We start from the raw sequence: 15,354 nt of genomic DNA on the forward strand, positions 1-15,354 counted from the left end.
ACCACCTAAGGCGTTGTTGTGGCATGCTGTGCCGCTGATGAGGAAGCCTTCGGTGCCGTAGGCTTCGGCGGCGTCTCGGGCTCATCCTCATCGTCATCTCTCGGCAACGGCTTTGGCGGTGCCTCCGTCGAAGCACCCGGCTTCGCAACCGGCACGTCCAGCTCCTTCTTCGGAGCGCCCGCCGCCGGGAACGTCTCACCCGGCTTGCCCGCAATCGCCGCGCGCATGAAGTCCATCCAGATCGGCAGCGCGGCGCGCGCACCCGTCTCCTTCTCTCCCAGCGACTCGCGGTCGTCATACCCGACCCACGTCCCGCACGTCACCGAGGGCGAAAAGCCAATGAACCACGCATCCGTATAGTCGTTCGTCGTGCCCGTCTTGCCGCCCAGCGGATGCTTCAGCTCCGACGCTCTCGCCGCAGTGCCCATCCGCACCACGGCCTGCAGCAGTTCCATCATCGTCCGCGCCGTATCCACCGAGATCACCTCGCGCACATCGGGCGGGGACTCATCGAGCGGCAGCCCATCCGCCTGCGTCACCTTGCGGATGTAGTGCGGCTCAATGCGAATCCCATCGTTTGGAAACACGCTGTACGCACCTACCTGTTCGTAGAGCGTTATGTCGGCTGCGCCAATGGCCACCGGCAGAAACGGCTGAAGGTCGCTCGTCACCCCAAAGCGGTGCGCCGTCTCGATCACTTTGCGAATTCCCTCGCGCGCCGCCAGCTTCAGCGCCGGAATGTTCCGCGACTCCGCGAACGCATAGAGCAACGTCATCGGCCCCTTGTAGTTGCCCTCGTAATTGTGCGGCGTATACGGGCCACTTGGACTAGGAAACGTCGTTGGCCCATCCACGATAATGTCCGTCGGCTTGGCCCCATCCTCCACAGCAGTCGTGTACACATACGGCTTGAACGACGATCCCACCTGCCGCTGCGCCTGGGTCGCGCGATTGAACTGCGACAGCGCAAAATCGCGGCCGCCCACCATCGCCAGCACCTCGCCGCTCGCATTGTCCACCGCCATCAGCGAAGCCTGCGCTCCCGAATCCTGCTCGAGCGAGGCCTTCCACACCCCATCCGCCTGCCCGGCGAGCTTCACATACACCACATCGCCATTGCGCAGAAAGCTGTCGGCGTCCATATTCTGCGTCCACTTCCAGTCGTCGGGAGTCAGCACCGCCTGCTGCGATCCCAGCCTCACCACCACACGCTTTGGCGCGACCGAGGTCACAACGCCGTGAACATAGGCATCCCTGGCCAGGGGCTGCGACCAGTCAGGATGAACATAGCTCTCGACATCCTGCCCTTCGAGTACAACGTTCTCCAGCCGCGCCTTCCATCCATGCCTGCGCTCATAGGCCGCGGCGCCATCCAGCACCGCCTTGTTCGCCACCCGCTGCAGATCGAGATCGAGCGTCGTATACACCCTCAACCCCGCGCCATGCACCTCTTCCACACCGAACTGTTTCTCAAGCTGTCGCCGCACCTCTTCCACAAAGTACGGAGCTTCGCTGTTCGCCGGCGGCTCGATGTGCAACCCCAGCGGGGCCGCCTTCGCCGCGTCGGCCTGCGCCCGCGTAATCTTGCGGTCCTCCAGCATCTCGTTCAGCACAAGGTTGCGCCGCCGCAACGCCCTGTCCGGGTGCCGTACCGGCGAGTAATACTCCGGTCCCTTCGGCAGCCCCGCCAGCAGCGCCGCCTCCGCCAGTGTCAGGTCCTTGGCATGTTTGCTGAAGTAGTACTCCGAACCGGCCTCAAAACCATAGGTCCCGCGCCCCAGGTAGATCTGGTTCGCATACAGCTCAAAGATCTGGTCCTTCGTAAAACGCCTCTCGATCTGCATCGAGAGGATGACCTCCTGAAACTTGCGGCCGAAGGTCTTCTCATTCGACAGAAACAGGTTGCGCGCCAACTGCATCGTGATCGTCGACGACCCCTGCGTGCGCCGCTGATCGTGCAAGTCGCGATACGCCGCACCGATCGCGCGAACCAGGTTCACGCCCCAGTTGCTTTCAAAGCTCTTGTCTTCGATCGAGATGATCGCCTGCTTCAGCAGCGGAGAAAAGCCCGTATACGGCACCACAATCCGGCGCTCCAGCGCAAACGATCCGAAGACCCTGCCGTGCACATCGAGCAGCTCCGTCGTCGTGCTCGGCCTGTAGCGCGTCAGGTCGTCCATCTGCGGCAGGTCGATCGAGTAGACCAGCATCAGCCCGCACATCGCGCCAAAGACTGCCGAGAGCCCCAGCAACGTGTAAAAGGTAAACTTGCGCGCAATCCTGCGGCTGGGATACTCCGGCCCCTCAATGATGCGGCGCACCAGGCGCTGCCACTTTGGCTCGGGTTCAACGACCGGGGGAGGGTCTTCGCGACTGAAAAGACTCGGCACTGCCCTTCACCATAGCACGATCTTCACACCGGAAAACCGTCCCAGGGTTGCGCTTGAAAGCACTTGAGTATGAAGGAAAAACGAAAGATTTCGTGAAGGTGTAACACAAAACCCAGGGCCAACGGCTCGCAACATATCAGCCTGGGCCGAAAGCCAGATAAGCAAGACGAAATGATCGAATAGCCGAAAGCGCGAAACAACTGAGGAATGCTACCGCCTCAGGCGGCCTTGCTCTTCAACAGATCCAGCGCCTTCGTCAACTGGTCATCGACGGTTACAGCAGACTTCTTTGGCGCCGACGGCTCATGCTCCTTCGTCGCAGCTACATCATCGCCTGTATCGTCACCGTCTCCGCTGCCATCGTCGACGTTCGAGGCCACAAGCACACCCGGCGTAACACCTTCATCCTCAAGCTTCTTTCCTGAAGGCGACTCGTACTTGGCAACCGACAGAATCAGCGCCGAGCCATCCGGCAGCTCAAATGTCTTCTGCTGCGCTCCTTCGCCAAACGTCTTTTCGCCCACCAGGTCCGCACGCTTGTTATCCAGCAACGCCGCGGCAACAAGCTCTCCGGGTCCCGCCGTCCCCCGGTTCACCAGCACTACCACCGGCGAAGTAGCATTGACCGCCTTCGACGACTCGGCGGTAAACGTCTGCTTTTCCACCTTCTGCCCTTCCAACGCCGCAATCGTGCCAGTCTTCAGGAACATGTTTGCCAGCCGCATCGCTTCCGTCATGTCTCCTGCGGCCACATCGCGAAGATCGAGCAGGACCTTCTTATTGCCCGCCTTCTGCATCCCCTTCAACTTGGCCTCAACCTGCTGCACATGGTCGTGGTCCAGAACACCCGGCTTGAGATACAGGATCGACGAGTTCTCATACATCGTCTCCCCCACAGGTGGCAGCGACGGAAGCACGCGCGTCATCGTGATCTTTTCAGGAGCCGCCTTGCGAGGACGCACCACCGCAACCGTCAGTTCGCTACCCGGTGCGCCTTCCAGCATCATCCGGATCATCGCCAGCGACATGTCCCGCGTGTCCTGCGTTCCGATCGCCTCGATAATGTCTCCGTCGTTCAGGTTCGCCTTGTCCGCAGGGCTCCCCGGAACAACCGAGACCACCGCAGCATAGCCAAACCGCTTCGACACATTCAGGCCAACCTGCGCCTTGCCGCCCTTGTCCGCCTTGAAAGCCTTGTAATCCTCGGGAGACAGATAACTCGAGTCCGCATCCAGCGACTCCAGCAGGCCGCGCAGTGCGCCACTGGTCACGGCGCTCATATTCGGCTCTTCCACATAGTCCGTCTGGATATGCCGCAGCACCTCGCTGTATACGTTGATCTGCCGGTAGGCACCCTCCTGCGCGTCAGTAGCAGCGCTCACGCCGCTCGAGTTGACGCCCAGAAACACGGCCAGTACCAGCACAACGGACACAGCAAGAAGCAGGATCTTTGTAATCTTCGGCATAGAAACAGAAATCTCCCGGCACACCTCTGGGTGTACCCTGACAGCGGTTAGACGAACACCGCTGCCAAAATGATACTCTCGTACCGGGATTCAGCGGTACGGCCGGGATAACACTTTTGGTGGCGGCGGGCAGAATCGAACTGCCGACCTACGGGTTATGAGTCCGTCGCTCTAACCATCTGAGCTACGCCGCCGATGTGGTGAGACTGCGCCTTTATGTACCTTTTACGCGGTCAAGCAGGAAGCCAACCGCCACAGCACAGCCATCTCCAATCATACTTCATTCCACCTCATCGGCAAAGCTAACCTACTGCCCGTCTTCTACAGAAAGCCTTGTTCCACACCACGGGCAAAAATTAATTTCGATTTCAGAATGCCCGCCGTCATGAATAATCAAGCCATATCCCTGTCCCAAATGACTAATCAGTGCATCTGGGCAATCAAAACGGTCAGCATGGATTTCACATACTTGACTAAGGTCCTATTTCATTCTTTCGCAACAAGTATCCATTGACCTGATGATCATTCAAAAGACGCGATCGGTCTATAAATTCGATATCTAGCCCGACCGCTTACGCGAATGTAACAATCATTCCTCAGGAGCACCAAAGCCATTCCGACCGAACATCCAACCACCCTCGGCGTCATTCCTGCCCGACTCGCCTCAACCCGCCTGCCGCGTAAGGTTCTGCGCACCATCGCGGGCCGCCCCATGCTCGCCTGGGTCTACGAAGCCGCGCACGCCTGCCCCCAGCTCGACCAGGTAGTCATCGCCACCGATTCCAACGAGATCGTCGACCTCTGCCGCGCCAACAACTGGCCCGTCCAGCTCACCTCGCCCGAGCTGACCAGCGGCTCAGACCGTGTTCACGCCGTCTCCCAGCTCATCGACGCCGACATCTACGTCAACATCCAGGGCGACGAGCCGCTCCTCAAGCCCGAGCACCTCACCGCGCTCCTCCGCCCCTTCAGCAATCCCGACGTCGAGGTCTCCACGCTCAAGGTGCCCTGCACCCCCATCAACATCCACAATCCCAACGCCGTCAAGGTCGTCACCGCCGCCGACGGACGCGCTCTCTACTTCTCACGCGCCACCATGCCCTACAACCGCGACGGCGGCCCCGCTCAATACTGGAAGCACATCGGCCTCTACGGCTATCGCAAATCCGCGCTCGAGCGCTTCCCCACCCTGCCCGCCCGCACACTCGAGCACACCGAACGCCTCGAACAACTCCGCTTCCTCGAAAACGGCATCACCCTCTACGTCGAACCCACCGAGTTCGACACGATAGGCGTCGACACCGAAGAAGACCTCAAGCTGGTCGAATCGATCCTTCTCTCTCTCCATCACGCTGACGCTTAAAGGTCGCCAGCCGGGTGCCCCATCTTCGACGCCGAAGGCGGCTAAGGTGGGCATTCGAGCGAAGCTCGAACCGCCCTCTACCGAACAGCCGGAAACTGTAGCTCCATCCCCGCCCCAGAACTCACCACTGCAAGCCCTTCCAGCGAACTCACGACCCAATCCGCCTGGTGCAACTCTTCCAGCGTGTGTGTGCCGGTCACCCCCAACACGCGCGATCCCGCAGCCTTCCCCGCGCCCACGCCAGAAGGAGCATCCTCCACCACGACGCACTCGGCGCTCGAAAAGCCCAGCAATGCCGCCCCGCGTATATAAGGCTCAGGATCGGGCTTGCCCCGCTCCACCATGTCCGCCGTAATCAACCGCTCCGGCAGCGGCAAACCCGCCACCTTCAGCCGCTCCACCGTCAAACGCTTCGTCGCCGAGGTCACAATCGCCCACCGATCCGGAGGCAGGCTCTCCAGCAACGCCTTCACTCCCGGCAACACCTTCAAATCATCCGTATCGTCGACCTCAATGTCTTCGACGACCCGCAGACCTTCCTCGGCGTCGATATCAGGCCGCAGACTCTTTACAATCTCGATCGCCCGCATCCCATGCGGCACTTCATAGTTGTCGGCATCGGGAATGCCATACATCTTCGCCCACTTCCTCCAGCTCCGCCGCACCGACCCGATCGAGCTGATCAGCACACCATCCATGTCGAACAGCAGACCCTTCGCCTCCACCACCATCGACTGACTCAAGCATTCCCCTTCATCACAAACTCCGTTGCGGCCTTCAGCACCTTCTCCACCGACTCCTTCGAGCAGCTTTCCGAGTACACGCGCAGAAGCGGCTCCGTCCCCGAGGCCCGCAGCAGCAGCCAGGTATCTGCGGCGTTCTTCTTCCCCGCGCACTCCGGGTTGTCGAGGAAGAACTTGATCCCGTCCATCGTCTCCACCCGCAGCACCTTCATTCCCGCAAAGCTGTCCACTCCAGCCTTCGCCCGCGCAATCGCTGACTGCTTCAGCTCCTCAGCGATGTGCATGTCGATGCGCCCATACTGGTGCTCGCCAAACTCATCCTGCAACGCAGCCACCAGCTCGCCCAGCGTCTTCTTCTCATCGGCCATCACATTGGCGATCAGCAGGCTGTTCAGCAGACCATCGCGCTCCGGAAGATGCCTGCTGATCCCCATGCCGCCCGACTCCTCGCCGCCGATCAAAATTTCCTTTTCCAGCATCAGGTCGGCGACATACTTGAATCCAATCCCGTGCTCATTCAACCTGCGGCCATACTTCGCCGCAATGCGGTCCATCATCTTCGTCGTGTTGAACGCGCGCGTCAGCTCGCCCGGCCACTTCTTCCGCTCCAGCAGCCACCAAGCCAGCAGACTAAGAATCTTGTGCGCGTCCACCACATTGCCATACTCGTCCACCGCGCCGATGCGGTCGGCATCGCCGTCTGTGATCAGACCGGCATCGCAGCGCTCTCCCACCACCGCAACCTGCGTCTCCGCGATGTGCGGCAAAATCGGCTCCGGATTGATCCCCGGAAACGCCGGGTTCACCTCGTTGCGAATCTCCGTAAACGGAATTTCCGCCTTGGCGAATATCCCGGCTACCACCCCGCGTCCGGCCCCATACATCGCATCCAGCAGAAATTTGAAGCCCGAAGCCTTGATCGCCTTCAGGTCGACGAACTTCGCAATCGCCGCAACATACTCCGGGTTGAAGTCCACCTCGACGATCGGCGCCGGCGAAGCAGCCTTTACCAAAGGCTTATCCAGATAGCTCTCGATCGACGTCATGATCGAGGGCTTGCCCGAGCCGCCATAGCTCGCCTTGTACTTCACGCCGTTCCACTCCGCCGGATTGTGGCTCGACGTAATCATCACGCCGCCCGCGGCCTTGCGCTCGCGCACCGCATACGACAACGCCGGCGTCGGCGTAATCACGCTCGCAAGCTGCACAGGAATCCCCGCGCCAGCCAGCACCTCCGCCGCCACACGCGCAAACGAACGCGACCCGAACCGCGTGTCCCAGCCGATGCACACCCCGGCCTTCGCGTCCTCGTGCGCCAACACATAGTTGGCAATCGCCCGAACGGCCACGCGCACATTCGCATACGTAAAGTCATCGGCAATCACGCCGCGCCATCCGTCCGTCCCAAACTTCACTACCGTCTTCTCTGCCATAGGAATCTCTCTTCGTTCCCTCTTCTAAAACCTGTCATTCCGACCGAAGCGCAGCGAAGTGGAGGAATCCGCTTCTCTACCACGCCCCCAACATCCGCTACACCAGATCTTCCCGGCCCGCCTGCTTCAACTCCGCCACAACCTTGCCCACATCCTGCGAGCGCTCCCGTGTCGTAATCAGCAGCGCATCGTCCGTCTCCACGACAACGAGATCGCTCACGCCAACCAGCGCCACCGCCTTGCCCGGCGCAAACACATAGTTCCCATGCGAATCGATGTTCACGCACGGCTGGTTCGTCTTGTCGAAGATATTTCTCTCCGCCAGGTCTTCCGGCCCGCAGTGCGCCACATGCTCGTGCAGCGCCGACCAGCAGCCCAGGTCGTTCCAGCAGAAATCCCCAGGCAGACAATAAATCTCCGAGGCCTCTTCGCCCTTCGCCGACCGCGGTTCCAGCACCGCGTAGTCGATCGAGATGTTCTCGCACTGCGGATACACCTCCGCGAAGACCTCCGCAAACTCAGGCGTCCCGTAAGCCTTCGCGATCTTCTCCATCAGCGGAGCCATTGCCGGGCTGTGCTCTCTGATCGCGCCTGCCAGCGTCCTCGCGCTCCACAGAAACATGCCGCTGTTCCATGCGTAGTTCCCCGAAGCCACAAACGCCTCCGCCAGCGCCTTGTGCGGCTTCTCCGTGAATCTCTTCACACGGCGAACCTCGATCCCTTCCACAATCGATGTCGCTCCGCCCGACTCCTCGCCGCGCTCGATGTATCCGTAGCCCGTCTCGGCCTTCGTCGCCGGAACCCCGAGTACGACGATCTTCTCTCCGCTCGCGGCCAGCTTCACACCGGCCTGCACAACGACGGCAAATCTCTCAGCGTCTTCCACAACATGGTCCGAAGGAAAGATCCCGATCACCACCTCGGAATCGCTCTTCTCCAAAAGGAACGCGGCCAGAGCACAAGCGGGAGCAGTATTCCTCGCCGCCGGCTCGCTCAGAATCTTCGCTGCATCGAGTTCTGGAAGCTGCCGCGCAATCTCCTCGCACAGCAGGCCGTTCGTAATCACCCAGATATCGCCCGCATCGGCCACCCGCAGCAGGCGGTCGACCGTCTGCTGAATCATCGTCCGCTCGCCATCGAGGGCCAGCACCTGCTTTGCTCTCGATCTGCGGCTGCGCGGCCAGAAGCGCGTTCCGCTCCCACCCGCAAGAATGACCGGCGCAAAACGCAATTCTTTCCCCGTAACTGAACTGCTCATCGAACCTCACTCCAAAGGAAAAACCGCATCGGCAAACCCGATGCGGTTCTCTTACTGAACTCTTTAGCCAAGCGATGCAAAATACTCTCGCATCCTCTTCACGCCCTCATCCACAACATCGTGGGAGACCGCATACGACAACCGTATGTGCTCGGCCGTCCCGAACGCCTCGCCCGGAACCACCACCACATGCGCCTCGCTCAGCAACTTCGCCGCCAGGTCCGTCGCCGACTTCACGCCGCCCTTGCCGATGAACTTGCTGATGTTCGGATACACATAAAACGCTCCCTCAGGCACCGTGCACGTCAGTCCTGGAATCGTCTTGAATCCTTCCAGAATGCGGTCGCGCAGCCTTATGTAGTCCGCGCGCATCTCCGCAACGCACTCCTGCGAAGCACTCACCGCTGCAATCGACGCCTGCTGCACCATGCTCGCCGTGTTCGAGGTCGACTGCGACTGTAGCTTGCTCATCGCCGCAATAATCGGCTTCGGCCCCAGGGCATAGCCCGCGCGCCAGCCCGTCATCGCATACGTCTTCGACAGCGACCCCAGCACCACAACGTGCTCCTTGCAGTCCAGAAAGCTGCCGCCCGAAACGATCTTGCCCGTAAAGTTCAGGTACACATAGCACTCATCCAGCAGCACGAAGATGTCGCGCTTGTGCGCCATGCGAACGATCGCTTCCAGATCCTCCGGCGAAACCACCGCTCCAGAAGGATTCGAAGGCGTGTTCAAAACGATCGCCTTTGTCTTCGGCGTGATTGCGTTCTCGATCATCTTCGCGGTCACGCGGAAGTTCTCCGCCTCATTCGTCTCGAGGAACACCGGCTTGCCACCGGCGTACTGAATGATGTCCTTGAACGACACCCAGTACGGCACCGGCAGAATCACCTCGTCGCCGTGGTCCACCAGCACCTGAATCGCATTGAACAGTGCCAGCTTGCCGCCCGTCGTAAACACACACTCGTCGGCAGCATAGTCTGAACCAAAGTCGGCCTTGTGCCGGTCCACAATCGCCTGACGCACGCTAGGCGTTCCCGCCACGTTCGTGTAACGGGTAAAGTTCTTCTCGATCGCCTCAATCGCGGCGTCCTTAATATGACGCGGAGTGTTGAAGTGGGGCTCGCCTGCGCCAAAGTCCGCCAGGTTCACACCCTCGGACTTCAGCTTCAGCGCCGCCGCTGTAATCGCCATCGTCGCCGAAACTTCAATGCGGCCAATACGGTCCGCAAAAACCTTGGTTGCCGTTGCTGTGCTCATGTATCTAGTTTGGCAGATTTGTCCAGCAAGCGAAAGCCAGTCAAACTCCTTGATAACATCATTCGGAATGAGCCGGCGACTACTTATCGCTCTCCTTGTGACTGCTGCACTTCTGTGTATCGTCACTCTAGTGTTTCTAGGCAGCCTGGGAATGGACATTCATTGGGTTGGATTCCATTAGCCTTAAATCCCATTTGGACCAAGACTTGCTTCATCGCCTCGGAGTCATCAATGAAACGCGCACTTCCCGCCATCTTACTTATCAGTACCTTAGCCGCCCCCCTCGCCCACGCCCAGGTCAAGACCACCCGCGACCAGATCCTCTTCTACACCTCCGACTGGCACGGCGAGCGCTTCCCCGATGGCCGCCCCAAGCTCCCCGACTCGCTCCTCACCCGCGCCCTCGACGTCTCCCTCGAAGACGTCTGGGACTTCCTCCGCGGCCACAAGTACAACAACCAGTTCGAGGGCAACTGGCAGTCCCTCCACCCCGACCAGCCCTTCGCCGGACGCGCCCTCACCGCCCAGTACATGCCCTCGCGTCCCGACATGTCCAAGGCCATCGAAGCCGAAGGCAAGGCCGAGAAGCGCCAGAGCTTCAACAACAGCTGGCCCATCAACGACCTTCAGATGGGTGACGTCTACGTCGCCGACGGCAACGGCAAGGTCTTCGAAGGAACCCTCATCGGCTCCAACCTCGGCTCCGGCATCGCTGCCCACACCCACTCCGGCTTCGTCTTCGACGCCGGCATCCGCGACGCCGAAGAAAACCGCGAGATCGCCAACCTCAACGGCGTCTATCGAGGCTACGACCCATCCTTCCTCATCGGTATGACCCTCACCGCGATCAACGCCCCCATCCGCATCGGCCACGCCACCGTACTGCCCGGCGACCTCGTCCTCGCCAAGCGCGACGGCGTCATCTTCATCCCCGCCGTCCTCGCCGAACAGGCCATCTCCTCCGCCGAGTTCACCAACCTTCAGGACGCCTTCAACTTCGAGCTCAACAGATCCGGCGCCAATAAAGGCGAGTTCGAAGGCGGCTGGACCAACGCCAAGTACGACGCCTTCACCAAATGGATCGACGCCCACCCCGACAAGCTCAAGATGCCCCGCAGCGAGTTCGACTCACTCCTCAAACAGCACCGCCACGAGTAGAACCGAACGCCTGAGCAGAGCCGCGCCCCTCTGGAAATACCTGCAACCCTTCGGTAGTGCCTCAGTTTGAAATCAAACTGAGACACTACCAACCCTTCAATCCACTTGATTTTCATAGGATGTTCGTCATATGCTCACCCCCGCTTATTTTCCCGGGTTTCAGTGCCACATCTCTGGGGACGCAAACACTGCACTGCATGAAGGCAGAAAATGGCGCGTACGGACGGTCGAGGGACGAAAGCGACGATCATCGAGGGGTCCTTCGACTCCCGAGCTGCCGGTTCATCAGGGCCCCACCCCAAGAGACGCAGCCGGCCGGCAGTCAAGATCGCTGCGGTGTGCGTAGGGCTGGTGCTCCTCGCCCTTCTGGCTCTTTTTGTTATTCACAACCTCCGCTCGGGCAATACCTTCTATGTCTCGCCGGCGGGAAGCGATTCCGCTCCTTGCAGCCAGGCCAGCCCCTGCGCGACGCCCGATCACGCCTTCAACCGCGCCGCCCCGGGCGATACCGTCAAGGTCGCCGCAGGCATATACGACTACGGCGGCAACGCGGCGCAATTTACAAACTCGGGAACGGCGGAAAAGTACATCACCGTCACCTGTACCACCCGGGGCGCGTGCAGAATCCAGAACGCGGTGACCGACAATACCACCGTGGTTGTGCTAGCTGGCAGCTATATCGCCTTCGACGGCTTCGAGGTAACCAACACCAATGCAACAGGCAATAACCTCGGCGTGTATGTGACGGCGTCGTTCGTCAACATTACCCACAACACCATTCACCATATCGAGACCGACTGCGGCCCGAGGGGCGGCGGAGGCGTCAAGATCGCCGAGAGCGACTCCAACAACTACCTTCACGACATCACCATCGATGGCAACCTGATCTACGACATCAGCTACCGCGACGGAAAGCCCAGTTGTCCGGCAACTACCGTCCAGACCGACGGAATCCTTGCCCAGACCGCTGGAACGGCCATTCGCGTGACCAACAACATCGTTCACCACACCTCGGGCGGCTGGGGCATCTTCGTCGGAAACTCGAATGCAGCCAACAATGGCTACAACGTCAATTCGGTGATCTCGAACAACACCGTCTTCTCGACAGCGATGGGCGGAATCATCGTCATGAGCGGCAACGGCACCACCATCAGCAACAACATCGTCGTCGACACAGGCAGGTTGAGCGGCCGATGCGGGATCAACGCTCCCGACGGAGTTATCATCACCTATCTGAACAATGACCTCTGGAACAACGCCGGGGGGAACTACTGTATCGAATGGGGCACCAGCGATCAAAAGGTGCGGCCCGGCGATATCTCCGTGGATCCGGCACTGGGAACAACCTTCGTCAACTGGCATGAGGACGGCTCCGGCGACTATCACCTGAAACCGGGTTCGCCTGCGATCGGCGCCGGCAACTCCACCGTGGGTCCGCCCCCAACCTCCGACTTCGATGGCAACCCGCGTCCTAAAGGCCCCACACACGATATCGGAGCGTACGAGTACCAGGACTAGCGCATTTATGTTTCCTTATAGGTGTAGTTCGTGCTTTCAGAGCCGAAGGCCCGCCAACATGCCAGCCTGGGCCGAAGGCCTGGGTTCACACAGGCCGAGATCGACCAGAGCGCTGAAGGCGCGACACATTCGTTCTCAGAGATGAGCTAGACCTCAAGGGAAATGCTTTAGCCTTTAGCCGCCGAGGGGAAGGCCAACTTCAAATCAGAGGTCACCATACATCCATCAGGGGATGGCCCAATCGCCATCGCATACCCCAATCTAGCCATATGAGTACCGGAGAAACCGGCTTTCGCAGCGTCGCAGCTCGTGTCATCGCCGAGCACCAGGGGGCCTTGCTCTTGCGGCGCAAGGATGAGGGATATGAATTTACCGGCCTCTATGAAAGAACAAATATCGTCTGCAAGACATGGCCTGAAGCCGAGCGCGTCCTGATTCGGATGAAGGTGCCGCCCCATAAGATCGAGGCCGTCATCAACCTCATAGAAGCTGGAAACGATGTTGTCATCCGTTCCGAGGTGAAATCTCAGGATGCCCCCTCATAAATCGGCTCATTAGCGCGCGAGCCCAAAACATCCGTTATGATTTCGCCGTGATGAGATCGATGAATTTACGGAAGATCGCGCGCCCACTCACACTCCTGCTCTGCCCCCTGCTCTTTGCCATCCCGTCTCTCGCACAGCAGTCCACGCAGAACAACTGGCCCAGCATGGGTGCTACCCCCGGCAACTCGCACTACTCCACCCTTCGCCAGATCAATCGCGCCAACGTCTCCACCCTCAAGGAGTCCTGGCGCTTCGACACTGGCGAATCCGGCGGTCTTGAGACCACTCCCACTGTCATCGACGGGGTCCTCTACGGACTCACCCCCAGCAAAAAAATCTTCGCCCTCAACGCCGCCACCGGCAAAACTCTCTGGAGCTTCGACTCTGGAGTCAAAGCCGGCGCTCCCAGCCGAGGCGTTACCTGGTGGGCCAGCGGCAAAGAACGCCGTCTGCTCGCCGGCATCGGCAACTACCTCTACGCCCTCGATCCCGCCACCGGCAAACCAATCGCCTCCTTCGGAACTGGTGGCCGCGTCGACCTCCGCGAGAACCTCGGCCGCGATCCCGAGAAGCAGTCCATCTCGCTGAACACCCCCGGCGTCATCTACAAGGACCTCATCATCGTCGGCGGCGCCGTTCCAGAGACGATCCCCGCTCCACCCGGCGACATTCGCGCGTACGACGTTCGCACCGGCAAGCTCCGCTGGAGCTTCCACACCATCCCTCACCCCGGCGAGCCCGGCTACGAAACCTGGTCCCCTGACTCCTGGAAGACCTCCGGCTCGGCCAATAACTGGTGCGGCATGGCCATCGACCTCGAGCGGGGAATTGTTTACGTCCCAACCGGATCGGCCGTGCCCGACTTCTACGGGACCGGCCGCCTCGGCGACAACCTCTACGCCAACACCCTCCTCGCCCTCGACGCCGCCACCGGAAAACTGATCTGGCACTTCCAGGGCATCCACCACGACATCTGGGATCGCGACTTCCCCGCTCCGCCGCTTCTGCTCAACGTCCGCCGCGACGGCAAGACCATCCCCGCCGTTGTGCAGACCACCAAGCAGGGAATCCTCTACGTCTTCGACCGCACCAACGGCAAACCGCTCTTCCCCATCGAAGAGCGCCCCGCGCTCCCGAGCGATGTCCCCGGAGAGGTCGCTGCGAAGACCCAGCCCCACCCCCTCGGTCCCGGCCCCTTCGCGCCTCAGGCCGTAACTGAGTCCACACTCACCAATCGCACCCCCGCCGCTCACTCCTGGGCGGTCGAACGGCTCAAGGAGCTTCGCAACGACGGTCTCTACGTCCCTCTCTCCGTCGGCAAAGACACCCTCATCACCCCCAGCTTCGAGGGAGGGGGGGAGTGGGGCGGCCCGGCGCTCGACCCCGAGACGGGCCTGATCTACATCAATGCCAACATGCACGCCTCCATCGCGACGCTCATCTCCAGCGCCTCCGACCTGCCCGGCCGGGCCACCTATCTGGCCCAGTGCAGTGTCTGCCACGGCGATCACCGGCAGGGGGATCCCCCCTCTTTCCCCACACTCAACGGCGTCGGCAAAAAGCTGAGCGCCGCCGAGATTGCCTCCACCATCCACTCGGGCAAGGGGCGCATGCCCGCCTTCCCTCTCGCGGGCAAGCAACTCAACGACCTGCTCGCCTACCTCGAAACACCCTCCGATGCCGCCCTCGAAAAAGCTGCCAGCGAACAGCAGGCATCCCCCGAGGCGGCAGCCGCTCCCTCTCACAGGGCGCAGTACACCATGACCGGCTACCGCCGCTTCAACGATCCCGAAGGCTACCCGGCCACCGCTCCCCCCTGGGGGACACTGAATGCGCTCGATCTCTCGACAGGCAAATATCTCTGGAAGCTCCCCCTGGGCGAGTTCCCGGAGCTCGCCGCCAAGGGCGTGGCCGACACTGGCAGCGAGAACTACGGCGGAGCCAGCGTCACCGCCGGAGGCCTGATCTTCATCGCCGCCACCAACTTCGACCACAAGATTCGCGCCTTCGACAAGAGCACCGGCAAGCTACTCTGGCAATCCACTCTGCCCTTCGCAGGAAACGCCACCCCCGTCACCTATATGGCGGGCGGGCGGCAGTACGTCGTGATCGCAGCCGGAGGCACCAGCCTGAATCCGCGCGGCCCTACGGGTGGCGTCTATGTGGCCTTCGCCTTGCCGTAGGCTGATCGACAAATCTCATTGTGCGATTTCATTGTGA

11 protein-coding genes and 1 tRNA gene are annotated in these 15,354 nt (G+C 60.8%); 5 read left to right on the forward strand and 7 right to left on the reverse strand.

Annotated features, from left to right (window positions below):
* Positions 1–5 precede the first annotated feature (5 nt).
* The 3 genes from JSS95_13670 to JSS95_13680 all read right to left on the reverse strand — a co-directional run bounded on the left by JSS95_13670 (position 6) and on the right by JSS95_13680 (position 4,050).
* Positions 6–2,222 carry a PBP1A family penicillin-binding protein gene (locus tag JSS95_13670; protein MBS1800859.1) on the reverse strand — a complete coding sequence of 739 codons (2,217 nt, stop codon included), beginning with the start codon at positions 2,220–2,222 and terminating at the stop codon, positions 6–8.
* Positions 2,223–2,608: 386 nt separating this feature from the next.
* Positions 2,609–3,856 carry a PDZ domain-containing protein gene (locus JSS95_13675; GenBank protein MBS1800860.1) on the reverse strand — a complete coding sequence of 416 codons (1,248 nt, stop codon included), beginning with the start codon at positions 3,854–3,856 and terminating at the stop codon, positions 2,609–2,611.
* Between the two features lie 117 nt (positions 3,857–3,973).
* Positions 3,974–4,050, reverse strand: a tRNA-Met gene (locus JSS95_13680).
* Between the two features lie 419 nt (positions 4,051–4,469).
* Here JSS95_13680 and kdsB point away from each other — a divergent pair.
* Positions 4,470–5,219: a 3-deoxy-manno-octulosonate cytidylyltransferase gene (gene kdsB / locus JSS95_13685; GenBank protein MBS1800861.1), complete on the forward strand. Its 750-nt coding sequence runs from the start codon at positions 4,470–4,472 to the stop codon at positions 5,217–5,219.
* Positions 5,220–5,296: 77 nt separating this feature from the next.
* Here the strand turns inward: kdsB and JSS95_13690 are convergent, their stop codons facing one another.
* From JSS95_13690 to JSS95_13705, 4 genes are all read right to left on the reverse strand, one after another.
* Complete coding sequence (locus JSS95_13690) at positions 5,297–5,950, reverse strand: HAD-IA family hydrolase (protein MBS1800862.1); 654 nt, start codon at positions 5,948–5,950, stop codon at positions 5,297–5,299.
* A gap of 8 nt (positions 5,951–5,958) precedes the next feature.
* A complete protein-coding gene (locus tag JSS95_13695; protein MBS1800863.1) occupies positions 5,959–7,395 on the reverse strand; it encodes a phosphoglucomutase/phosphomannomutase family protein in 1,437 nt (478 codons plus the stop codon).
* A gap of 97 nt (positions 7,396–7,492) precedes the next feature.
* Positions 7,493–8,653, reverse strand: coding sequence for a mannose-1-phosphate guanylyltransferase (locus JSS95_13700; GenBank protein MBS1800864.1), 1,161 nt, complete (start codon positions 8,651–8,653; stop codon positions 7,493–7,495).
* Positions 8,654–8,716: 63 nt separating this feature from the next.
* Positions 8,717–9,913, reverse strand: coding sequence for a pyridoxal phosphate-dependent aminotransferase (locus tag JSS95_13705; GenBank protein ID MBS1800865.1), 1,197 nt, complete (start codon positions 9,911–9,913; stop codon positions 8,717–8,719).
* 231 nt (positions 9,914–10,144) lie between these two features.
* Between JSS95_13705 and JSS95_13710 the strand changes: the two genes are divergently transcribed.
* The 4 genes from JSS95_13710 to JSS95_13725 all read left to right on the forward strand — a co-directional run bounded on the left by JSS95_13710 (position 10,145) and on the right by JSS95_13725 (position 15,317).
* Positions 10,145–11,071, forward strand: coding sequence for an RraA family protein (locus JSS95_13710; GenBank protein MBS1800866.1), 927 nt, complete (start codon positions 10,145–10,147; stop codon positions 11,069–11,071).
* A gap of 210 nt (positions 11,072–11,281) precedes the next feature.
* Positions 11,282–12,589, forward strand: a complete 1,308-nt coding sequence (locus tag JSS95_13715) for a hypothetical protein (GenBank protein MBS1800867.1) — start codon at positions 11,282–11,284, stop codon at positions 12,587–12,589.
* 269 nt (positions 12,590–12,858) lie between these two features.
* Positions 12,859–13,134: a hypothetical protein gene (locus tag JSS95_13720; GenBank protein MBS1800868.1), complete on the forward strand. Its 276-nt coding sequence runs from the start codon at positions 12,859–12,861 to the stop codon at positions 13,132–13,134.
* A gap of 59 nt (positions 13,135–13,193) precedes the next feature.
* On the forward strand, positions 13,194–15,317 hold the full coding sequence (locus tag JSS95_13725; GenBank protein MBS1800869.1) for a PQQ-binding-like beta-propeller repeat protein: 2,124 nt from the start codon (positions 13,194–13,196) through the stop codon (positions 15,315–15,317).
* Positions 15,318–15,354: the final 37 nt, after the last annotated feature.

It is taken from the genome of Acidobacteriota bacterium (genome assembly GCA_018268895.1).
GTDB lineage: Bacteria > Acidobacteriota > Terriglobia > Terriglobales > Acidobacteriaceae > Edaphobacter.

What these genes read in the sequence shown, in the direction of transcription:
- JSS95_13670 (MBS1800859.1), bottom strand. Translation starts at nt 2,222, where the DNA reads ATGTGCGGGCTGATGCTGGTCTACTCGATCGACCTGCCGCAGATGGAC.
- JSS95_13675 (MBS1800860.1), bottom strand. Translation starts at nt 3,856, where the DNA reads ATGCCGAAGATTACAAAGATCCTGCTTCTTGCTGTGTCCGTTGTGCTG.
- JSS95_13690 (MBS1800862.1), bottom strand. Translation starts at nt 5,950, where the DNA reads ATGGTGGTGGAGGCGAAGGGTCTGCTGTTCGACATGGATGGTGTGCTG.
- JSS95_13695 (MBS1800863.1), bottom strand. Translation starts at nt 7,395, where the DNA reads ATGGCAGAGAAGACGGTAGTGAAGTTTGGGACGGACGGATGGCGCGGC.
- JSS95_13700 (MBS1800864.1), bottom strand. Translation starts at nt 8,653, where the DNA reads ATGAGCAGTTCAGTTACGGGGAAAGAATTGCGTTTTGCGCCGGTCATT.
- JSS95_13705 (MBS1800865.1), bottom strand. Translation starts at nt 9,913, where the DNA reads ATGAGCACAGCAACGGCAACCAAGGTTTTTGCGGACCGTATTGGCCGC.
- JSS95_13710 (MBS1800866.1), top strand. Translation starts at nt 10,145, where the DNA reads ATGAAACGCGCACTTCCCGCCATCTTACTTATCAGTACCTTAGCCGCC.
- JSS95_13715 (MBS1800867.1), top strand. Translation starts at nt 11,282, where the DNA reads ATGGCGCGTACGGACGGTCGAGGGACGAAAGCGACGATCATCGAGGGG.
- JSS95_13720 (MBS1800868.1), top strand. Translation starts at nt 12,859, where the DNA reads ATGAGTACCGGAGAAACCGGCTTTCGCAGCGTCGCAGCTCGTGTCATC.
- JSS95_13725 (MBS1800869.1), top strand. Translation starts at nt 13,194, where the DNA reads ATGAATTTACGGAAGATCGCGCGCCCACTCACACTCCTGCTCTGCCCC.